The organism is Kitasatospora sp. NPDC054795, from assembly GCF_053611565.1.
Window position 1 is genome coordinate 21,082 of the sequence record NZ_JBSHAP010000077.1, and the last position, 21,397, is coordinate 42,478.

At 70.1% G+C, this 21,397-nt stretch carries 15 protein-coding genes and 4 pseudogenes; 14 read left to right on the top strand and 5 right to left on the bottom strand.

Features of this window, described 5'->3' with window-relative positions; all coding sequences use genetic code 11:
- Positions 1 to 60 precede the first annotated feature (60 nt).
- Together ACWGJO_RS25785 and ACWGJO_RS25790 are read left to right on the top strand one after the other, a co-directional pair.
- Positions 61 to 1,398 (top strand): hypothetical protein, encoded by a 1,338-nt coding sequence (locus ACWGJO_RS25785; protein WP_452187241.1) that lies wholly within the window; start codon positions 61 to 63, stop codon positions 1,396 to 1,398.
- Positions 1,399 to 1,457: 59 nt separating this feature from the next.
- Complete coding sequence (locus tag ACWGJO_RS25790; RefSeq protein ID WP_452187243.1) at positions 1,458 to 2,921, top strand: HsdM family class I SAM-dependent methyltransferase; 1,464 nt, start codon at positions 1,458 to 1,460, stop codon at positions 2,919 to 2,921.
- Positions 2,922 to 3,166: 245 nt separating this feature from the next.
- Here the strand turns inward: ACWGJO_RS25790 and ACWGJO_RS25795 are convergent.
- A pseudogene (locus ACWGJO_RS25795) lies at positions 3,167 to 4,001 on the bottom strand (IS5 family transposase); the annotation flags it as partial.
- Positions 4,002 to 4,258: 257 nt separating this feature from the next.
- Between ACWGJO_RS25795 and ACWGJO_RS25800 the strand changes: the two are divergent.
- A pseudogene (locus ACWGJO_RS25800) lies at positions 4,259 to 4,387 on the top strand (family 1 glycosylhydrolase); the annotation flags it as partial.
- Positions 4,388 to 4,699: 312 nt separating this feature from the next.
- Here ACWGJO_RS25800 and ACWGJO_RS25805 read toward each other — a convergent pair.
- Positions 4,700 to 6,052, bottom strand: coding sequence for a chloride channel protein (locus tag ACWGJO_RS25805; protein WP_452187245.1), 1,353 nt, complete (start codon positions 6,050 to 6,052; stop codon positions 4,700 to 4,702).
- Positions 6,053 to 6,370: 318 nt separating this feature from the next.
- Here ACWGJO_RS25805 and ACWGJO_RS25810 point away from each other — a divergent pair, with 318 nt between their 5' ends.
- From ACWGJO_RS25810 to ACWGJO_RS25825, 4 genes are read left to right on the top strand one after another with little or no spacing between them, the layout of a single operon-like run.
- Entirely contained in the window at positions 6,371 to 7,210 is an 840-nt protein-coding gene (locus ACWGJO_RS25810) for an SDR family oxidoreductase (protein ID WP_452187247.1), read from the top strand.
- A gap of 7 nt (positions 7,211 to 7,217) precedes the next feature.
- Positions 7,218 to 8,540, top strand: a complete 1,323-nt coding sequence (locus ACWGJO_RS25815) for an NAD(P)/FAD-dependent oxidoreductase (RefSeq protein ID WP_452187249.1) — start codon at positions 7,218 to 7,220, stop codon at positions 8,538 to 8,540.
- A gap of 35 nt (positions 8,541 to 8,575) precedes the next feature.
- The gene (locus ACWGJO_RS25820; protein ID WP_452187251.1) at positions 8,576 to 10,057 is read left to right on the top strand and encodes a cytochrome ubiquinol oxidase subunit I; all 1,482 of its coding nucleotides are present in this window, start codon (positions 8,576 to 8,578) and stop codon (positions 10,055 to 10,057) included.
- Positions 10,054 to 11,097: a cytochrome d ubiquinol oxidase subunit II gene (locus ACWGJO_RS25825; RefSeq protein WP_452187253.1), complete on the top strand. Its 1,044-nt coding sequence runs from the start codon at positions 10,054 to 10,056 to the stop codon at positions 11,095 to 11,097. The genes ACWGJO_RS25820 and ACWGJO_RS25825 overlap by 4 nt, the downstream gene beginning before the upstream one ends.
- Before the next feature lie 54 nt (positions 11,098 to 11,151).
- On the opposite strand, the gene ACWGJO_RS25830 is transcribed toward ACWGJO_RS25825, so the two are convergent.
- Genes ACWGJO_RS25830 through ACWGJO_RS25840 form a run of 3 tightly spaced genes read right to left on the bottom strand, consistent with a single transcriptional unit; the run spans position 11,152 to position 15,538 of the window.
- The gene (locus ACWGJO_RS25830; protein ID WP_452187254.1) at positions 11,152 to 12,732 is read right to left on the bottom strand and encodes a GMC oxidoreductase; all 1,581 of its coding nucleotides are present in this window, start codon (positions 12,730 to 12,732) and stop codon (positions 11,152 to 11,154) included.
- A gap of 31 nt (positions 12,733 to 12,763) precedes the next feature.
- Positions 12,764 to 13,711: a cyclase family protein gene (locus ACWGJO_RS25835; RefSeq protein WP_452187256.1), complete on the bottom strand. Its 948-nt coding sequence runs from the start codon at positions 13,709 to 13,711 to the stop codon at positions 12,764 to 12,766.
- A 6-nt stretch (positions 13,712 to 13,717) separates the two neighbouring features.
- Complete coding sequence (locus ACWGJO_RS25840) at positions 13,718 to 15,538, bottom strand: glycoside hydrolase family 15 protein (protein WP_452187258.1); 1,821 nt, start codon at positions 15,536 to 15,538, stop codon at positions 13,718 to 13,720.
- A gap of 320 nt (positions 15,539 to 15,858) precedes the next feature.
- On the opposite strand from ACWGJO_RS25840, the gene ACWGJO_RS25845 reads away from it, so the two are divergent.
- The 7 genes and pseudogenes from ACWGJO_RS25845 to ACWGJO_RS25875 form a co-directional block, all read left to right on the top strand.
- Positions 15,859 to 16,800, top strand: coding sequence for a DUF389 domain-containing protein (locus tag ACWGJO_RS25845; RefSeq protein ID WP_452187260.1), 942 nt, complete (start codon positions 15,859 to 15,861; stop codon positions 16,798 to 16,800).
- 56 nt (positions 16,801 to 16,856) lie between these two features.
- Positions 16,857 to 17,414, top strand: a complete 558-nt coding sequence (locus tag ACWGJO_RS25850) for a gluconokinase (RefSeq protein WP_452187262.1) — start codon at positions 16,857 to 16,859, stop codon at positions 17,412 to 17,414.
- A 194-nt stretch (positions 17,415 to 17,608) separates the two neighbouring features.
- Complete coding sequence (locus ACWGJO_RS25855; protein WP_452187264.1) at positions 17,609 to 18,529, top strand: aldose 1-epimerase family protein; 921 nt, start codon at positions 17,609 to 17,611, stop codon at positions 18,527 to 18,529.
- 200 nt (positions 18,530 to 18,729) lie between these two features.
- Positions 18,730 to 18,891 carry a hypothetical protein gene (locus ACWGJO_RS25860; RefSeq protein ID WP_452187266.1) on the top strand — a complete coding sequence of 54 codons (162 nt, stop codon included), beginning with the start codon at positions 18,730 to 18,732 and terminating at the stop codon, positions 18,889 to 18,891.
- A gap of 22 nt (positions 18,892 to 18,913) precedes the next feature.
- Positions 18,914 to 20,689 (top strand): cation:proton antiporter, encoded by a 1,776-nt coding sequence (locus ACWGJO_RS25865; protein WP_452187268.1) that lies wholly within the window; start codon positions 18,914 to 18,916, stop codon positions 20,687 to 20,689.
- A 239-nt stretch (positions 20,690 to 20,928) separates the two neighbouring features.
- Positions 20,929 to 21,063, top strand: a pseudogene (locus ACWGJO_RS25870) (family 1 glycosylhydrolase); the annotation flags it as partial.
- A 94-nt stretch (positions 21,064 to 21,157) separates the two neighbouring features.
- A pseudogene (locus ACWGJO_RS25875) lies at positions 21,158 to 21,286 on the top strand (family 1 glycosylhydrolase); the annotation flags it as partial.
- Positions 21,287 to 21,397: the final 111 nt, after the last annotated feature.

Sequence of the window (21,397 nt, forward strand, 5' to 3'; positions counted from 1 at the left end):
AGCGAGAGCCGGTTGCCAGTGAAAGCCCCGCCGCTGCCGCCCGGGTGGTCCCGCCGCCGGGTGGGCGAGATCGCCACGGTCCAGCGCGGCCCGGGAGCCTCCCGTTCACAGGCTCCCGGCCCGCTCACGCGGCGCCAGCTGAGGTGCTCGAACCTCGGCTGGGGAGTCCTGGACCTCACGAAGGTCGCAACCACGGAGCTGACCCGGGAACAGGCCGGCCGATACGGCCTGCTCCCGGGCGACATCCTCCTGGCCGAGGCCTCCGGGAGCGTCGAGCGCATCGGCCGCCCGGCGCTGTGGAACGGCGAGATCGAGGACTGTACCTTCCACAGCGGCCTCATCCGTGTTCGGCCGGTTCCCGGGTTGGACCCCCGCTACCTCTACCACGCCCTGTCCTTCGACGCCCTGCGCGGCGAGTTCGGCCGACGTGCCAGGGGCGTCACCGGTCTCAAGCACCTGGGGTCCGCCCCGGTCCGGGACTGGTGCGTCCCGGTGCCGCCGCCGGCCGAACAACGGCGCATCGCCGACGCCCTGGACGAGCTGCTGGGCCGTCTCGACGCCGGCGAAGCGGCCCACAACGCCGCGCGGCAGGGGCTTCCCCGGCTGTGGGACAGCGTCCTGAACGCCGTGGTCAGCGGGTGCCTCACCGACGTGGACGCCGGCGGCGGCCCGGCCGAAGCTCCCGCCACAGGGCCGTTGCTGCCGATCGCGGAGGTTGCCGAGGTCACCGCGGGGCTGCGCACGCCCACAGCCACGGACAAGGGATCCCTGCATCCGTACCTCGGCGTTGCGAACGTCGCGCGCGAGACCATGACACTCGGCGACGTCCGCCAGGTCACCATCCCCGTCCCCGCGCTCGACGCCGACTCCGTGCGCCGCCGTCTCCTCGACGTCGGCGACCTCCTGGTCGTCCGGCAGAACGGCAGCCTCGAACGCATCGGCCAGGCCGCCACCTGGCACGGCGAGCTGCCCGGAGCCCTGTACCAGAACCACCTCGTTCGCATCAGGCCGGACCGGCGGCTCCTGCACCGGTTCCTCGAACTGGTCTGGAACGCCCCCGTTACCCGCCACCGCCTCCAGGCTCAGGTCAAGGGCACGACCGGCAGCCTCTCCGTCCGCCTCGAGGACATCAGGGCAATCACCATCCCCGTTCCCGCCCTCCCCGTCCAGGACCGGCTCGTACGGGCGGCGGAGATCTGGAAGGAGCGCGTCAGCGCGACCGGCACGCACGTGGAGGAGGCCCGCCGGTCCGGCGCCGGGCTGCGACTGTCGATCCTTGCCGAGGCCTTGTCCGGCCGGCTCACCGGCTCTGTGGCAACCGACGGTGCCACCCGGCCCGGCGATCAGACCGGGTTCCCCGAGACCGGTTACCAGCAGCAGGAGTTCGACTTCCGATGAGCAACAGCCGCCCCAACGAGCCGTTCCTACCCTTCGATCGGCAGGAGCGTCCGACAACCTTGGCGGACCGGTTGTGGAGCCGGTACGAGCGGCTGCGCGAGGACGGCGTCCCGGACTGGACGTTCCTGGAGACGGTGTCCCACCTTCTGTTGTTCAAACGGGCCGACCGACGGGCCGCACGCCGTCCCGGACACCCGGCCCGTCCAGAACTCGCCACCGCATCCGAGGCCTGGCGCACGCTCCGCGCCACTTCGGACATCGACCTGCCCGAGGTGTACGAGCGGATCCTGAAGGACCTCGGCAGCCGGACCGAAACCGCACTCGGGCGCGCGCTCGCCGACGCCCGCGGGGCCGTCACCGATCCGCTCCTGCTCCGGGAACTGATCGACGACCTGGAGGAGGGGATCACCCCGGGGCCTGACGAGGGCGAGGACGAGGGCGACGTCCTGGACGCCCTGTTCGAACTCGCCGTCCAGGACACCCGGAGAAGCGGCCTGCACCATATCCCGCGCCTCCTCGTCGACACCCTCGTACGCCTCGTGGGACCGGGACCAGCCGACAGCATCGCCGACCCCGCGTGCGGAACAGGCGGCTTCCTCGTCGCCGCGCTGCGCCACATCCGCGAGCGGCACCCCGGCGCCGCGTTGTCACCGTCGATCGAACCCCGCGTCGAGGGCAACGAGCCCTCCCCCGCGTACCGCCTGGCCGGCGCCAACCTGCTCCTTCAGGACACCAGCTGGTACGGCGGCCCGGTACACGTCACCAATACCAACCCGCTCCACGCGCGTGCCTTCAACCGGGCCGACATTGTCCTCGCCAACCCGCCGTTCGGAATGCTGGACACCTCGCCGGACCGCACCGACTTCGCCGTCCGTACACGCGACAGGGCCCTCAACCACCTCCAGCACACCATGTCGGTCCTCGCCCCCGGTGGCAGGGCAGCGGTGGTACTGCCGGACGGCGTCCTGTTCGGAAAGGGGTCTACCGAGGCGGTGCGGCGGCTACTGCTGCACGACTTCGACCTCCACACGCTCGTCAGACTGCCCACGGGCATCTTCCACGGCGCGCCGGGGGTTCGCACCAACGTCCTCCACTTCGCCAAGCCGCACACGACCTCGGACACGCCCGCCACCACCCACCTGTGGGTCTACGACCTGCGCACCGGCCACTCGTTCCACCCGACACGGCACCCCCTGCGTGCGGAGGATCTGGCCGGCGTCCTCAAGGCCCTGCGCCCCGGCGACCGCGCCTCCCGAACGGAGACCCCGGACGGACGCTTCAAGCGCTTCACCTACGAAGATCTGATCAACCGGGACGACGCCAACCTCGACCTGATCTGCCCCATCGCACATCCGACCCCGCAGGACGACAACCCGCCCGAGGCCATCGCAGCCGAGATCGCACAGAACCTGCGGGCCGCGCTCGCCGAGTTCGAGGCCATCACCCAGGCGCTCGCCCAGGCACCGTCGCAGTTCCCGCTCCCGGCCTCGGCTGAACCTGCTGGTCCCGCCTCCGACGGGTGAGTTCGGGCGCGCGAGACATCGCCGTTCAAGACCGTTCTCCGCGTCCCCCCACTTGCCGGAGATCGTCCGATAGTTGCCCGGTCCTCCACTGGACCTGGGGGAACCAACGCGACCGGCAACCCGGCTGCGCGGCAGCGATCGGCGGCCGGCCACAGGGACGGATGATCGCGGAAAGGGCCGCCAAGGGCCCGGGTCCGGCTCCTCAAGGCGTACCAGCGCCGCCCCCAGGGTCAGGTCCCCGCTGGTCACGCGCCGAGCCCTGACGTCGCACTGCCGGTTGGCCGACGGGCCATCACGTCGCCTATGGCCCAGCGGAGTCGGGACTCAGCCTAGGCGGGGCGGTGCTCGTAGTCGCGTGCCAGCCGCCGGTGCAGCATCAAGATCCCGTTCGTCCGCTCCACTCGCCAGCGGATCGGCTGCGGGGCGAACCCGGTCTCGGCCGGGTTGCGCTCGACGACTTCGACGTCGATGCCCACCTGCTGACCGTGGTCCACGACGGTCTTCTTGAACCCCTGGTCCACCAGAGCCTTCGTCACGGTGCCGCCACTGCCTGCTGCGACCTTGTCGAGCAGAGCGGCGCCGAAGGCGCTGTCGTGGACGGAGGCGGTCAGCGCGACCACGGCGATCACCAGGCCAAGCACGTCCATGGCGAGTCCCCGCTTGCGGTCGGGCACCTTCTTCGCCGCGTCGCGCCCCGTTGTCTCGGCCGGCACCCGGGCCGCCGCGTGCAGGCTCTGGGTGTCGAGCACCGCCAGGCTGGGGTCGGTCAATCGGCCCCTCTTCTCGCGGACCTGCCAACGCAGCAGGTCGTGAATGAGCCTGGTCGGCGCCGTCATTGCGCCATGTGTAGAAGTAGTACTTCACCGCGTCGGCGGGTGGCAGGTCGTGCGGGAGGTAGTCCCACTGGCAGCTGGGTGCGGGACTGGTAGAGCAAGGCGTTGACGATCTCCCGCATCTCGTAGCGGCCGTCGTGGCAGCTGACCGAGGGATGCTGGATCTTCCACGAGGCGGTCACCGGCTCGATCAGCGCCCAGCGTTCGTTGGATAAGTCGCTCTCTTGTAGGGCTTGCGGTCACTCGCGCAGTCACCTCAGCACCGCGCCAGTTCCGCGACCTGCCGGAGACGGCAAGGTCATACGTTCAGGCGACGACAGAACGAATTTAATCTCTCATACCGCCCTCTGCGCTCTTCGGGCAAGGCTGTGGAGTCGCTCGCCTGCTATGGACAGCTATCCGTTGGTTCTCGGTCCTGAATGGCTACTCGCGACACGGCCTCAGAACGCCGGACCGCCTTGTGGTCTTGGGATTGGGCGGCCAGTAGGATGACAGCCTGTTCGATGGGCCGAGGGGTTTGGTCAGAGATTCGGCCTAGTTCACGTCGACTTCGAGACGCAGCGGCGCACCCCGAAGGCCTCCTACGTCTGGTACCGCGACCTGATCGCCGCCCACCGGGCGCGGCGCGGTTGACAGTTGGGCTGCGGGTCGGTCGTGGCACTCGTCAGGATCGAGCAGGTTCGGCGGGGCTTCGTGAAAGGCAAACCCGTGGCTGCGCACCGCACTCGGGGAGCGATGACAGGGTGTTCGACAGGTCGGGCGGCCCCCGCCAGTGGTTCAGCCGGCGGCCCGATCAGACACGGTTGGTTTGACCTGACCGAACTTTCCGTACGTCATTTCCCGGAGTGGGAGTTCTCCGTGAAGGAGGGTGCCCGGTTGGCGCAGGTGGGGCACTGGTGGGTCGCGCGTGGTCCGGTCCGGTGCGGACCCGTCCTGCCGTGAGGCTCAGACGGGGTGCGGGGTCCCGGACGCCGGTCGTGACGTCTCCGGCCGGGCGAGCCTGGATGACGTGACATGGCAGACCACGACCGCCACGATCACCAGCGGCATGGCGGTGACGCCGTCGGACCCCAGCAGCAGGGTCGCCAGTAGGACGGAGGTCATCGGCAGCCTGAGCATGACGACCGACATCGCGCCCATGCCCATGGCGGCGGCGGAGATGACGGGCAGCCCGGGCAGGTGGGAGAGCGCGATCCCCGCCGTGGCACCCAGGAACAGCGCTGGGAAGATCGGTCCTCCCCGGAACGCCGCCAATGACACACCGTAGGCGAGCCACTTGCACACGAGCAGCAGTGTCAGTGCTCCCACCGAGTAACTCGTAGTGTGGAGCAGCAGTTGGGGCAGCGCGGACTGACCCGAGAACAGGACGTCGGATGGCGGCTTCCCCACGCCCTCGGCGTACGCGATGGCTAGCCCTGCCACGGCGAGGCCGGCCACCGGCGTGAGCAGCAACCGTCTGTGGTTGACGCGCGGCTGGAGGAAGAGCGCGAGGCGCCGGACTCCCGTGCCGGCGAACGCCGCCGCCACCCCGATGGCGAGAGCCCAGCCGAACTGGGCGATGTTCGGGTGGCTCACTGCGGGAAGGCTGGGAATCGTCAGCGTGCCCGCCCCGACCCCGGTCCAGGCGCCGAGCCCGATGAAGACGAGATACCCGACTCCGGAGGCCAGCAGGCCGGGCAGCAGTACGATCCCCAGCATCGGGCCGCCGAGTCCTGACGCCTCCATCAGCAGGAACGCTCCGAGCAGGGGCGAGCCCAGCAGGGCGCTGATGGCCGCGAAGCTTCCCACGGCGCCGACCACGGCCTGGGTCCTGGCATCGACGCCCGGCTTGAGCAGCCGGACGATGTACACGGCCAGGCCTCCGCCGAGCGCGATCAGGGGCGCCTCGGGCCCGATCACCGCGCCGAAACCGAGCGACACCAGCGCTGCGAGAAGGATCCCGGGCAGTTCGGCGGCCGCAGCGGCGCCTGTGGTCTTGAGCCCCTCGGCCGGCTGGTGGCCGCCGTTGCCGGGCAGGTACTGGACCGTCAGTGCCACCAGAAGTCCTGCCAGCCCCATCAGGGGAAGCGGCCACCAGGGCGGTGCCCCGTGGAATCCCAGTCCGTTCGGGAGATCGGTGTAGAGCGCTTTCTGGAGCTGGTCGACCGCCTGGAGGAAGCCGTACGCGCCCGCCGACAGGAGCACGCCGAGGACGGCCGAGATGACCAGGAGCGCCAGGTAGCCCTTGGTCCGCAGGGGGCCGAATGGGTCGGCGGGCGGCGCCGCCGAGGGATCGCCCGTGGGCTCGTCCGGTGACATCAAGTCGCTTTCCCGGCACTGCCTACTGTGCCGACTCTCGGTCGATGCTGACAGCAGAAGGTCCGATTCCTCCGCGCTTTGCCGAGGTCGGGACCGTCAAGGGTCATTCGAGCCGACATCTCCGGATCGTGCGGCGCTTTCTAGCCCGATTGCGTGGCGCCCACTACCGGACGGGTGAGCACTGCGCGGCGCTTCGGGCTTGTCGTGCCTGATGGTGCTTGTCTCGCCGAGAGGTGTGGAGCCTGGAAGAGCACGGGCACCGGGGGCGGGCAGTCCGCCACCGCCCGCCGGGCCGCCCACAGATCCGAAGGAGAACTCGTGGCAGGCAGTGTCGGTGAGAATCGCGGGGTGATCCACTCGCAGCTCCTGGCTGGGCAGAAGGCCCTGGTGACCGGTGCCAACTCCGGCATCGGCAAGGCGACGGCGATTGCTCTCGGCCGGGCCGGCGCGGACGTCGTCGTCAACTACGTCGTCGGCGCGGACGAGGCCGAGAAGGTGGTCGCGGAGATCGAGGCCTTCGGGGTCCGTGCCTACGCGCACGAGGCCGACGTGTCCGACGAGGAGCAGGTCGTCCAGATGGTCTCGCGCATGGTCGACGAGTTCGGCACCATCGACATCATGGTCGCCAACGCGGGCCTGCAGCGGGACGCTCCCGTCACGGAGATGACACTGGCCCAGTGGCACAAGGTCATCGACGTCAACCTCACCGGCCAGTTCCTCTGCGCCCGGGAGGCGGCCAAGGAGTTCCTGCGGCGTGGCGTCGTTCCGGAGGTGTCCCGCGCCGCCGGAAAGATTATCTGCATGAGCTCGGTCCACCAGATCATCCCCTGGTCGGGGCACGTGAACTACGCCTCCTCCAAGGGCGGCGTCGGCATGATGATGCAGACGCTCGCCCAAGAACTGGCGCCCAGGAAGATCCGGGTGAACGCGGTCGCCCCCGGTGCCATCCGCACCCCCATCAACAGGGACGCCTGGGACACCCCCGAGGCCGAGGCCGACCTCCTTCGGCTGATCCCCTACCGCCGCGTCGGTGACCCCGACGACATCGCCAACGCCGTCGTGGCAGTGGCCTCCGACCTGCTCGACTACGTGGTGGGCACGACGCTCTACGTGGACGGCGGAATGACGCTCTTCCCCGGCTTCGCCACCGGCGGCTGACACCGCGATGGAGGACCACATCACGCCCCGTCGGGTGGTGATCCTCGGCGGGGGATTCGCCGGGTTGTTCGCCGCCCGGGCGCTGCGCCGGTCACCCGTCGCCGTGACCCTCGTCGACCGCTGCGCCCACCACCTCTTCCAGCCGCTGCTGTACCAGTGCGCCTCGGGAATCCTCTCCGAGGGGCAGATCGCCCAGCCGCTGCGCGCCGTCCTGCGCCGTCACCACAACGTCCGCTGCCTGCTGGCCGAGGCCACGGACGTCGACGTGGACGATCGTCTGGTTCACGCGCGGCGGCCGGACGGTGCGGTGATCAGCCTCCCCTACGACGACCTGATCGTGGCGGCGGGTGTGCGCCAGTCCTACTTCGGCCATGACGAGTTCGCCGAGCACGCCCCGGGGATGAAGACCCTGGACGACGCGCTGGACATCCGCCGGCGGCTCTTTCGCGCGTTCGAGATGGCCGAGTCGGCCACGGACGCCCGGGAGCGGCAGGAGTGGCTCACCTTCGCGCTCGTCGGGGCCGGGCCGACCGGAGTCGAACTCGCCGGGCAGATCCGCGAGATCGCCGGCCACACGCTCGAAAGGCAGTTCCGCACGATCGAGCCCGGGCAGGCGCGGGTGCTGCTCCTTGAGGGGGCCGACTCCGTGCTGGCCGCGTTCGGGCCGACCCTGGCCCGCCGCGCGGCCCGGACGCTGAAGGGTCTCGGTGTCGAGCTCCACATGGGAGCGATGGTCATCGGCGTGGACGAGCGCGGCCTGACGGCGCGTGACCGTGCCGGCCGGATCACCCGGATCGACGCGCGCACCGTGCTGTGGACGGCCGGCGTGGAGGCGCCACCGCTCGCCGGGGTGCTGGCCCGGGCGACCGACGCCCAGCAGGACCGGGCCGGCCGGATCCTCGTCGAGCCCGACCTCACGATCGCCGGCCATCCGGAGATCCGCGTGGTGGGCGACCTGATGAGTCTGAACAGGCTGCCGGGCCTGGCCGAGGTCGCGATGCAGTCGGGCGCCTACACGGGCCGCGCGATCCGCCACGCCGTGGAAGGCCGGACCAAACAGCCGAAACCCTTCAGATACCTGGACCTCGGCAGCGCCGCCTACATCTCCCGGGGCCGGGCGGTCGTCAAGGTCGGACGGCTGAACGTGTCAGGGGTCACGGGCTGGCTGGCCTGGTTGTTCATCCACATCGCCTTCCTCACCGGCTTCCGCAGCAGGCTCGGAGCGCTGCTCACCTGGTTGATCGTGTTCGCCTCCGGGTCCCGCCGCGAGCGCGCATTCACCTCCGCCGGAACCCGCGCTCCGACCGACCCGGCCCCGCCAGCTCACTGACCCAGCGCCACACGGATCGAGCCATCGAGGCACACATGCACAGCACCACACTTCTTCTCGCGAACACCCCACCCCAGACGTTGCCCGCGCGCGAGCTGATGGCCTTCACCCTGGGCTCCCACATCCTCCTGGTCCCGTTCGGTGTCGCGCTGCCTTTCATCACGCTCCTGATGCACTATCGCGGGCTGCGCAAGGGCGACGCCGTGGCCCTGAAGCTGGCCCGGCGCTGGTCGGCGGTGATGGCCGTGCAGTTCGCCATCGGGATCGTCACCGGCACGGTCCTCTCCTTCGAGTTCGGACTGCTGTGGCCGAGGATGATGGGCCGCTGGGGGGACGTGTTCGGCCTCGGATTCGGCGTCGAGGCCTGGGCGTTCTTCCTTGAAGCCGTCCTCATCGCGATCTACCTGTACGGCTGGCGCAGGCTCAGGCCCTGGACGCACTTCTGGCTCGGCGCGCCGCTGCCGCTGGCCGCGCTGCTGGGAGCCTTCGGCATCATCGCGGCGAACTCCTGGATGAACACCCCGCAGGGCTTCACCCTCGACGCCCAGGGCAACCCGGTCGACGTCACCGTGCGGCAGGCGATCTTCACACCGATCTTCGGCCCGGAGTACTGGCACTTCGCGGTGGCGATGTTCCTGACCGCCGGCTACGTGGTCGCCGGGGTCTACGCGGTCGGCTGGCTGCGCGGGCGCCGCGACCGGTACCACAAGCTCGGCTTCACCGTGCCGTTCACCGTCGCCGCGATCCTCACCCCGGTCCAGTTCTTCCTGGGCGACAATCTCGCCCGGCAGGTCTTCCACAAACAGCCGGTCAAGTTCGCCGCCGCCGAGATCGTCTGGAACACCGACACCCACGTGCCGGAGTACCTGTTCGGGCGCCTCAACGAGGACGGAACGATCTCCGGCGGCATCAAGATCCCCCAGCTCGACTCCATCCTGGCCGGATTCAGGCCCAGCACCCAGGTCACCGGCCTGACCTCGGTGGCCGCCGACGACCGCCCCACCGCCACCCAGGCGACCATCGTCCACTGGGCCTTCGACATCATGGCGACCATCGGCAGCCTGCTGATCCTGCTCGCCCTCTGGTACGCGTGGTGCTGGTGGCGCCGCCGTGATCTCCCCCGGTCCCGGTGGTTCTTCCGCTGCGCCGCCGTCGCCGGGGCCGCCAGTCTGCTGACCGTGGAGTGCGGCTGGATCACCACCGAGGTCGGCCGCCAACCCTGGATCGTCTACTTCAACATGCGGGTCTCCGAAGCGGTCACCGCCACCCGCGTGAGTTCACTGTGGACGATGTTCGGCATCGTGGCGGCCGTGTATGTGCTCATTTTCGGCGCCTTCCTCGCCGTGCTGCTGAAGATGCGCACCCGCTGGCGGATCGCCGACGAGAGCCCGGCCGGGCAGGCCGGCGCGCTCGGTCCGGAGGCCGGCACTCCGTACGGCCCGAGGGAAACGACCACAGCAGCCACCGGAGCCGCGCCGGATCCCGGTACGCCGCGTTCACCTGGTGGTGCGTCATGATGGCCGACGCGATTTCCTGGGTCCTGGTGCTGGCAGTCGCCGCCTACGCCTGCGCCGGGGGCACCGACTACGGCGCCGGGTTCTGGGACCTGCTGGCCGGGGGAGCCGAGCGCGGCGAGCGCCCCCGCTGGCTGATCGACCATGCCATGGCACCCGTCTGGGAGGCCAACAACGTCTGGCTGATCTTCGTCTTCATCATCATGTGGACCGGCTTCCCCACGATGTTCCAAGCCGTGTTCGGCGCCATGTGGCTGCCGCTGGCCCTGGCCGCCATCGGCCTGGTCCTGCGCGGCGCAGGCTTCGCCCTGCGCAAGCCGACCCGGCGCCTGGCCGGACGGCGGATCTACGGCGCGGTCTTCGCGGTCTCCTCACTGCTCACCCCCTTCTTCTTCGGCGTGGTCATCGGCGGCATCGCCTCCGGCCGGGTCGCGCCCGGGACCACGGCCTCCTCCGACGCCTGGGCCAATCCCACCTCCATCGTCACCGGGCTGCTCACCGTCGCGGCCACCGCGTACCTCGGCGCCGTCTTCCTCACCGCGGACGCGCGCCGCTTCGGAGCCGACGACCTGGTCCGGTACTTCCGGCTCCGAGCGCTCTGCAGCCTCGGAGCCATCGTGGTGCTGGCGGTCATCGGCATCCTCGTCACCCATCACGACGCCGAGTACGTCTGGCACGGCCTCACCCATGGAGCCGGGTTGGCGCTCGTGATCCTCGCCGCCCTGGCCGCCGCCCTCACCGCACTGCTGCTCGCTCGGCGGGAGTACCGCTGGTGCCGCTACACCTCGGTGGCCGGCGTCGCCCTGACCGTGGCCGCCTGGGGCCTCGCCCAGCGCCCGTACCTGCTGCCCACCTCGTTGACGGTGGCACAGGCCGCGGGAGCCGCCCACACGTTGCGCTGGTTGGCGATCGTCACGGTGATCGCGGTCGTGGTGGTCGGGCCGGCCCTCGTCCTGCTCTACCGTCTCGACACGCTCGGCGACCTGGAGCCCCTCACCGACTCCGATACGCGAGGGGCTCGGGCGCCGGGTGACAACCTCTAGCCCGACCGGGAACCCCTCCGGTCCGGCCGTTGTCCGGTGCGGACCGGAGGGCGTTCAGCGCAGCCGGTCGATCAGGTGGTCGCCGACCCGCAGGGCGTTGGCGATGGCGGTCAGCGACGGGTTCACCGCGCCGATGCTCGGGAAGAAGGAGGTGTCGACGACGTAGAGGTTGTCCAGGTCGTGGGCTTTGCAGTTGACGTCCAGGGCCGAGCTCTTCGGGTCGTCGCCGAACCTCACGGTGCCGGCCTGGTGGGCGGTGGCCCCGATCGGCATTCCCTTGTGCAGGTAGATGCTGTGGTCGAGCAGGCGGTGCTCGTGCATACCCAGCTGCCCTAGCATGCCCTGCAGCTTGTGCCGCAGCTTCTTCAGCCCGGTCGTGTTGTTCTTCTCGTCGATCGACAGGTGGATGTTCCCGTCGCCGTCGAGGGTGACGCGGCTGTCGGGCAGCGGCAGGTCCTCACCGCACAGCCAGAAGTCGACCGCGTGGTGCGCGAGCACCTCGAACGGCATGTCCGGCGCGAACTTGCCGGCCCACCGCGGTGCCTCACCGTGGATCTGCTCGGCGTCCGACTTGCCGAGCATCTGGATCCCGCCGAGCGGGTAGTCGAAGTCGTCCGAGCCGAGGTACCAGTCGTTGAGCGCCAGGGTCTTCTGGAACTGGGTGGGGTTGGGTTCCTTCGAGACCGCCATCAGGGCCAGGTTGTTGTGCCGCATGTAGTGGCGTCCCACCACGTCCGAGCTGTTGGCCAGCCCGTTCGGGTGCCGGTCGTTGGCCGAACGCAGGAGCAGGGCGGCGGAGTTCACTGCTCCGCAGGCGACGACCACGATGTCGGCGCTGAACCCCGCCGCCGAGCCGTCCGCGAGTTCCACGACCACGCCGGTGACGGTGCGTCCGGTCGGATCGGTCTCCAGGCGGCGCACGTCGGCGCCCGTGATCATGGAGACGTTGTCGTGCTTCAGCGCTGGATCGACGCAGATCACCTGGGCATCGGCCTTGCCGTTCACCAGGCAGGGGAAGCCGTCGACCCGGTTGCAGCGGATGCAGACGCTGTCATGGGTCGCCCGCCCGTTCTCCTTCTGCGTGAGGTTCACGCCGATGGGCAGATGGAAGGGATGCAGCCCCTGCTTCTCCAGGTCGTCGCTGAGCTGCTGGATGCGCGGCTCGTGCTCCACCGGAGGGTAGGCGTACGGCGCGCCGGCCGGACCCTCTGTGGGGTCCTCGCCGTGCTTGCCGTGCACCAGGTAGAGGTGCTCGGCCTGGGTGTAGTAGGGCTCCAGGTCCTCGTAGCGGATGGGCCAGGCGGGCGAGATGCCGTCGTGGTGGTGCAGTTCGCCGAAGTCCTGGGGGCGCAGCCGGAAGAGCGCGGCGCCGTAGAACTTGGTGTTGCCACCGACGTAGTAGTTGACCTCCGGGGTGAACTCGTGGCCGTGCCGGTCGTACCAGGTCTCCTGCGCCAGGTACTTGCCCTGCACGAACACCTTGGTGGAGTTCCAGTTGTCGATCTCGCGAGGCAGGTAGTCCCCGCGCTCCAGGATCAGCACCCGCTTGCCGGAGGGCGCCAGCCGGTGGGCGAGCGTGCCGCCACCCGCGCCGGTGCCGATGATGATGACGTCGTAGTGCTGGGTGTCGGCCACGATGGGCTCCCGTTCTCGAAGTGTTCGCACGTCACAGGATCGCGACGGGATTGACGGGTGATCCGGTGGCGCCGGGAAGCCGGAGCGGGGCGATCACGCAGAGGAACGACCAGCGGTCCTGCTCCTCGCAGATCGGTACCAGATCCTCGAACTGCAGGTAGTCCAGCAGGTGCAGTCCCATGGCGTGAATGCCGAGAACGTGCACCGGGAAGGCCACACCCTCCGTGGTGCTGGGAGCGGTGTCGTTGTTGCCGTCGCTGCCGAGCACCGCGACCTGCCGGTCCGCCAGGAACTCCATCGCGGTGGGGTGGAGCCCGGCGCGAGCCTCGGTCGCGTTCCACGGCCCGAGTTCGCGGTGCCGGCGACGATGGCCGACACGCACGAAGAGCAGGTCCCCCCGAGCGACCCGCAGATGCTGCGCGGCCTCGGCGGCGGCCAGTTCCTCTCCGGTCACGTGGTCGCCGGGTTCGAGCCACGGCACGCCGCGCAGACGGGGGATGTCGAGCAGCACGCCGCGGCCGACGATTCCGTCCCGCGCCACGTCGATGGACAGCTTCGTCGCCCCGGTCACGGTCAGGCTGCTCGCGGCCACGTCGTTGTGCAGTGTGCCGTCGTAGACGACGTGGCACAGGGCGTCGATGTGGCTGTCGGCGTCGCCGTGCACGTTCATGGCGAAGCGGTCCGTCGCGAACTGCAGACCGTCCGCCTCGATGTCTCCGTCGACGACGCCGGTCATCTGGTGCTCGCACGGCTCGGGGTTGCCGGGGCGCGCCCGGGTTTCCATGACGGCGGCGAGCGAGACGGTGCGACCTGATCGGACCTCACCGGCGGCTGCCAGCACCTGCGTCGGTGTGACGGCTTCCAGTGCGCCGCGGTCGGCGGTGCCCTGCACGGCCTCGCGTCGCACGCGCCGGTAGAGCGCGTGGAACTCGGCCGAACTCAGCGGTGGTGGGCCGGCGGATCCTGTGTGTGTCGCCATGGATGCTCAGCGGGTCTGTTCGCGGTCGAGTGCTTCGTCGAGGGTGGTGGCGGCCATGATCAGCGAGAGGTGGGTGAACGCCTGGGGGAAGTTGCCCAGTTGCTCCCCGCTCGGCCCGATCTCCTCGGCGAAGAGTCCGACGTGGTTGGCGTAGGTCTGCATCTTCTCGAAGGCGTAGCGCCCCTGCTCGGTCCGGCCGGCCCGGGCCATCGCATCGACGTAGAGGAAGGTGCAGAGGCTGAACGTGCCCTCGGAGCCTCGCAGACCGTCGGGTGAGGCGGCCGGGTCGTAGCGGTAGACGAGGCTGTCGGAGACGAGTTTGCGGTCGATGGCGTCCAGCGTGGACAGCCAGCCCTGGCCCTTGGGAGCGAGGAAGCGGACCCGGGGGATGAGCAGCAAGGACGCGTCCAGGACGTCCCCGTCGTAGTGCTGGACGAGAGCCTGCTCCTTGTCGCTCCACCCGCGGGTCATCACCTGTTCGAGGATGGTGTCGCGGGCGGTGGTCCAGCGCGCGAGGTCGGCGGGCCTGCTGAACTCGGTGGCCAGGCGCAGCCCGGCGTCGAACGCGGCCCAGCACATCACCCGGCTGTAGGTGAAGTCCTTGCGTCCGCCACGGGTCTCCCAGATGCCCTCGTCGGGGCGGTCCCAGGAGTCGGCGAGCCAGTCCAGGGCGGCGGCGAGCGCCTTCCACCCGTGATAGCCCGTCTGTTGGCCCACCGTGCCGCCCTCGGCCAGGGCGTAGAGCGCCTCGCCGTAGATGTCGAGCTGCAGCTGGTCCATGGCGGCGTTGCCGGCCCGGACCGGGGCCGAGCCGCGGTAGCCCTCGAAGTGGTCGAGGATCACTTCGGGGATGTCGGGATCGCCGTCGACCCGGTACATGATCTGCAGACGCTCGCCGTCGGAGTTCGCTCGTTCGGCCAGGCGATCGCGCAGCCAGTGGGTGAACCGGGTTGCCTCCTCGACGAATCCGAGGTCGAGCAGTGCTCGGACGGACAGTGAGCCGTCACGGACCCAGGTGTAGCGGTAGTCCCAGTTGCGCTCGCCGCCGACCTGCTCGGGAAGGCCCATGGTCGCGGCGGCGACCGGGGCGCCCGTGGGGTGGTAGGTGAGCAGTTTGAGCGTGATGGCGGAGCGGTTCACCATGTTCGGCCATCGGCCGCGGTAGGTGGAGGTGCGCAGCCAGTCCTGCCAGAAGTTGCCGATGTCGAAGAGCTGGTCGTTGAGCTGCTCCAGGGTGATCGGCGCGGGCGGGGGCCCGTCCGGGGCACAGACGGTGAAGGCGGCACCCTCCAACTGCCCGGCTTTCAGCGTGACTTCTCCGCGCACGTCGTCCCCGTTGCGTTCCACGGGGAAGGTGCTCTGCAGGTATCCGGCAAGTTCCGGGGAGCGGAACACCGCGGTCTCGCCCTGGAGATCGAGTTCGTGAGTGGCGCGGCCGTAGTCGAACCGCGGTCGGCAGTCCAGGACGAACCGCACGGTGCCCCGCACCGCGCGCACGACGCGGATCAGCGTGTGCCGGTCGGTGGGCTTGCCCGTCCGGTCGGGCGGCATGCAGTCGATGACCTCGCCGACCCCGTCGGGGGACATGAACCGGGTCACCAGGACGGCCGTGTCGGGGTAGTAGAGCTGCTTGTACGTGACCTCCGCTTCTTCCGGGGCGAAGAGGAAGTAGCCGCCCCGGTCGTGGTCGAGCAGGGCGGCGAAGATGCTGGGTGAGTCGAAGCGAGGAGCTGCGAACCAGTCGACGACCCCTTGGGACGAGACCAGTGCGGCGGTCTGCAGGTCTCCCACCAGGCCGTGGTCGGCGATAGGCGGGTAGCGGTCCATGGTGTCTCCGCAATCTCGGGAGGATCCCCTGCGTTCCACTATCCGACCAGCCGCGCGCACGCGCTCCACGTCAGGTGCCGATGACTCCCGGAGTCCGCTGTGACCAGGAAGGACGCGCCTGCCCGCCTGGTACTCCAGATGGAGCAGTCACGCGCCTGCCTGGCGTCGGCAGGCGGGACCGGGACGCGCCGCGGCCCAGACCGCCCGGAAGCGGTACCAGCCGAGCCGCTCGACTTGCCGACGATCGTCCCCCCGGCGCTACTGGCCTCGGGCGGTACGCACGCGCCGCCACTGCACGTCCCCGGCTGTGGAGGGGCTACATGGAGATGGTCCATCTCCGGCTGGTGACTCCGCCGGACGTCACCGACGAGACGGTCGCCATGCTGACCGGCGACCGCTACGTCTTCAACCTGGTCGTGCTCGCGGGTACGGCACGTCACCCGGACGGCGACGCCATCGAGTGCGACCTGCTGGCAGGTGCGGCGAACGAGGTCCTGCGCAACCTCCGTGAGCTGGAGGTCGACCGGCGTGGCTCGGTCGTGATCGAGTCGGTCGACATGGCGTTCTCCGGACTCGCGGAGGAGGCGGAGACACAGCAGCTCGGGGCGCTCGCGCATGCACCGGTGTGGGAGGCGGTCGAGGCGCGTATCCGGGCCGAGGGGACCTACCTGCCGAGCTTCTACGTCTATCTGATCATCGCTGGACTCATCGGCTCGGTGGGAATCATCACCAACTCCCAGATCCTGATCGTCGCGGCAATGGTCGTGGGACCCGAGTACGGCGCCATCACCAGCGTGGCGCTGGGCATCGACCGGAGGAACGGGCCGCGGATCCGGCAAGGGCTGTTTGCGCTGCTCGTCGGCTTCTCGCTGGCCGTGGTCTTCACGCTCCTGTTCTCGTTGCTGGTCCGGGGCCTGGGAATTCAGCCGACGGCGTTCACGCTGGGCGTCAGGCCGGTCTCCGGCCTGATCAACACGCCGAACTTCTTCTCCTTGGCCGTCGCAGTGCTCGCCGGCATGGTCGGGATCATGTCGCTGACCCAGGCCAGGACGAGTGCCCTGCTCGGCGTGTTCATCTCGGTCACCACGGTCCCGGCGGCCGCTGACATCGGCGTGTCCTGTGCCTTCGCGAGCTGGAGCGAGGCGCGGGGCTCACTGCTGCAGCTTCTGCTCAACATCGTCGTGCTGATCGCGGTGGGCGTCCTCACGCTCAGGTTCCAACGAGCGATCTGGCGGCGGATCAGCCTTCGAAACAGCCGCTGACACCCGCGGCGGCACTGCGGGAGGCGACAGCCCGCTCGTGGTCCGAGGATCGTGGCATGGCAACGAAGCGCGCGGAACCAACGCGCCGGACGACGATCCTCGTGGTTCTGGGCGTTTCCGGGTCAGGCAAGAGCACGGTGGGGGCCATGCTGGCCGAACGGCTCGGGCTGTCCTTCCTGGACGCGGACGACCTCCACAGGCCACAGGACCGGGCCAAGATGGCCGCCGGTCATCCGCTCACCGATGCGGACCGGTGGCCTTGGCTCGCCCGGATCGCACGGTGGATGGACGAACAGATCGCAAGCGGCGCGTCGGCCGTAGTGGCCGGCTCGGCGCTGAAGCGATCGTACCGGGACCATCTGCGGGACGGACGGCCGGAGGTTCGGCTGCTGTACCTGCGGGGGAGCCGGGATCTCATCGCGTCGCGGCTGGCTGCGCGGCGGGGCCACTTCTTCCCGGCCGAGCTGCTGTCGAGTCAGTTCGACGACTTCGAGGAGCCGGCGGCGGACGAGCACCCGTACGTGGTGCCGCTCGCGGGTTCCCCGGAGCAGACCGTTGCCCGGGCGCTGGAGCTGCTCGGCGCCGACGGGCTCGGAGCTTCACCGGACGGCTGACGAGGACGCCCACCGCGCCGGGAATCGTCTCAAAGAGCGAACCCACCGAGCTCTTCCGGAGGTGGGATCGTGTCTCGCTTGATTCGGACCCTGCGCGCCCGCACCCTGCCGATCGAGGGGCCTGCACTCGTCGGGCCGCCACGGCGCCCGGGTTCGTGGGTTGTGCCCACCCTCAGGCAGTGCGAGGAGGCCGCGTGCGCGAGAGCCGGACCGGACGGCAGCTGACGCTGCGTCATGGGGGCCAGTCCGTGGTCGTCGTCGAACTGGGCGGCGCCCTTCGGCACTACGCGATCGGCGGACGTCCGGTGCTCGACGGCTTCGCTGCCGACGACCGGATCACGGGAGGACGCGGCCAGCTCCTGGTGCCGTGGCCGAACCGGGTCGGGGGCGGCCGCTACCGATGGCACGGGCAGGACCTGCAACTGCCGCTGACCGAGCCGGTGAACGGCAACGCGATCCACGGTCTGCTCCGCTGGACCTCGTGGCAGGTGCTGGAGGAGGCGGACAGCCGAGCGGTGCTGGAAGTCACGCTGTGGCCGCAGCCGGGCTATCCCTTCCACCTGCGGGTCCGAGCCGAGTACGTCCTCGGCGACGAGGGCTTGGAGGTGGCCGTGACCGCGCTGAACCAGGGCGCGAGCGTCGCACCGTACGGCGTGGGCCAGCATCCCTACCTCACCGTCGGCACGGCCACGGTCGACGACGCGGTGCTGACCGTTCCGGCGCGGAGTCGGGTCCGTACCGATGACCTGGGCCTGCCCGTGGCCGCCGAACCGGTCGCGGGCACCCCGTACGACTTCCGCACGCCGAGGGCGATCGGCGCCCAGCGCCTGGACACCCCGTTCAGCGATCTCGACCGGGACGCCCGTGGTCGCGCCGTGGTACGCCTGGCCCACCCGTCGGGGGAACACGGTACGGATGTCTGGCTCGGCGAGGGGGCGGACTACCTGCAGGTGTACACCGGCGACACCCTGCCGGAGGGGGAGCGCCGTCGCGCGGTCGCCATTGAGCCGATGTCCTGTCCGCCGGACGCCTTCCGCAGCGGTGCGTCAATCGTCGCCCTCGGACCGGACGAGCGGCACACCGTCAGATGGGGCATCTCGCCATGGGAGAAGTGACCGCGGCCACGGGTCCTCGGCCTCGTCCTCATCGGCCTGGCGATCACTCTGGAACCGGTGCCGATCGCCGCGTGCATCCTGATCCTCCCGGCGCGGAACGGCGTACGCAACGGTCCTTCCGTCCTGCTCGCGTGGCTCGCACGCCTGGCCGTGGTACTCGGAGCTGTCCTCCTGTCCACCCGAGGCACGCCGCCCCGCTCGTGACGGAGCTTCGGACGGCGTTCGCGTCCGCTCCGGCGGGAGCCGGACTCGCGCTACTGCGCACCCGGTCGGCGGTACACGAGGACCAGGCGATCGTCACTCTGTCACCGCTGCCGGGCCGCTGGCCGGCCGGCAAGATCCGCTACCAGCTCGTCCGGTGAACGGAACTGCCGGAGCGGTGACATGACGACGGGCCAGATCCTCATCGGGACGGCCCTGATCCTGGTGCTCGCCGTCGGCTCGCAGATCCTGGCGAGCCGACTGCGCATCCCCGCCCTGATCGTCCTGCTGCCCGTCGGCTTCACCGCGGGTGGGCTGACCAGCGACGTCGATCCCCAGCGACTGCTCGGCGCAGCCTTCTCGCCTCTGGTGTCGCTCGCCGTGGCGGTGATCCTCTACGACGCCGGTCTCGGGCTCGACCTGGCGAAGTTGAAGGGGCACATGCGCCGCGTCGTCATCCGGCTGATCTGGATCGGCGTGCTTCTCACCTGGGCGATCGGCACGCTCGTGTCGAAACCGCTGCTCGGCCTGGACTACGGAGCGGCCGTGATGCTCGGGGCCATCCTGGTGGTCTCGGGGCCGACTGTCGTGGGACCACTGCTCAGCTTCGTCCGCCCGACGGACCGGCTGCGGCACCTCCTGGTCTGGGAGGGCTCGCTGATCGATCCGGTGGGTGCGATCCTGGGCGCGCTCGTCTTCCACGCGGTCGACGCCAGTACCAGGGGTCGGTTCGGGAGCGGGGCGGCACACTTCCTGGAGAGTGTGGGCGTCGGCCTGGCCGGCGGGGCCGTCGGAGCGGTCCTGCTGTGGGCGCTGGTGCAGGGACTGCGACTGGGCGAGGTGCTCGGGACCACCGCGCAGCTCGCCGTGGTGATCGGCGTGGCGGCGGTCTGCGACGTGCTCCGCGAAGACACCGGGCTGATCGCCGCGGTCGTGATGGGCCTGGCTGTCACCAACCTGCGACGCTTCGACTTCCCAGCGCGTCGGCCGTTCTTCGAGACACTGGTCACCCTGATCCTCGGGGTGCTCTTCGTCTCCATCTCGGCCACCGTGACACCGCAGTCGCTGCGGCACGTACTGCTCCCCGCGCTGGGACTGTCGGCCGTCCTGGTCGTCGTCGCCAGGCCGCTGGTGGCCCTGGTGTCCACGTTCGGCACCGACATTCCCCGTAGGGAGCGCGCCTTCCTCGGCTGGATGGCGCCGCGCGGCATCATCGCGGCATCGACCGCCTCGACCTTCTCGGCCGGCCTGGTCGGCAAGGGGATCGTCGGCGCCTCGAAGATCCTCCCGGCCACCTTCGTGGTCATCGTCGCCACGGTGACGCTCTACGGGCTGACCGCGACGCTCGTCGCCCGACGCCTGGGGGTCGTGCGCTCGGGCCGTTCCCGGCCGCTGCTGGTGGGCGGTGAGCCCTGGGTGGTCGACCTGGGCCTGGCCCTGAAGGCCGCTGGTCTTCAGGTGCTGCTGTGGGCCGGTCTCGAAGAACAGCGTGAGCGCATCGAACAAGCCGGACTCGAGCTGGCACCCGGAGAACTGCTGGCGGCAGCCACCGGGGAAGGCGCCGAGCTGGAGGGCATCACCGTGGTACTGCTCCTCACGGCCGAGGACGACTTCAACGCACTGGCGTCGGTGGTCCTGCGGGGGAGCGTGGACGGACCGGTCTACCGGATCGGGCCTCCGGCCGCCAGCCACGGCGTCGTCGCCCCGTTCCTGGGCGGTGACATCCTGTTCGGTGCCGGGCTCACCAGGCCTCGGCTGATGCGCCGGTACGGCGCCGGGGCCGACGTCGTGGCGCAACCGGTGAACGGCGCGACGCCGCCAGGGCACGACGCCCTGTTTGTGGTGCGCACCGACGGCCGCCTGGTTCCGGTCACCGAACACGACATCCCCTCTCCGCAGACGGGAGATACCGTCGTGGTCCTCGGCCCGGCCCCCGCCGGCCGTGCGGAACGGATCTGAGCTTCGGTCGGTCCAGCAGGCGGGTTCAGCCGGATTCCTGCCCGGTCGCCCGGCCGGGGTGAACGCGCGGGCCGGGGTGACGCGCAGGGAAGACGATGCGCCGGAGCCGACAGTCGGGTGGATGCCCGCCCCGATCCCGTCGGTGGGTCCGGCGCTCCGCGGAGCTCTGCGCAGCGGGAGTTCGGCCCGTGCGGTCTGAGGCCGGCGGGCGAACACGATGCCAGGGCGTTCGACAGCCCGAGGGGTTTGGTCAGAGATTCGGCCTAGTTCACGTCGACTTCGAGACGCAGCGCCGCACGCCAAGGGCCTCGTACGCCTGGTACCGGGATCTGATCGCCGCCCATCGGGAGCGATCTGTGAGGCGGATGGGTTGACCGAACCTTTTTAACTCCGGTGTCTGATAGGGAGTTTGAGGAGAACTGGTGACTCACGGTAGCGGCCTCGCTATAATGACAGCCTGTTCGACGGGCTGAGGGCTACCACCAGCGCTTCGGCCTCGTCCACGTCGACTTCGCGACGCAGGAGCGGACGCCGAGGGCCTCCTACGCCTGGTACCGGGACCTGATCGCCGCCCACCGGGCTTCCCGGACACGGTAGTCGGCATCCGGTGGCGGGGTTCGTGGCGCACTGCCGCTGACCGGCCGCGCGGCGCGCGGGCGGTCAGAGCGGGAGCCGGGGGCCCCCCCCCCCCCCCCGGGGGGCCGCCCC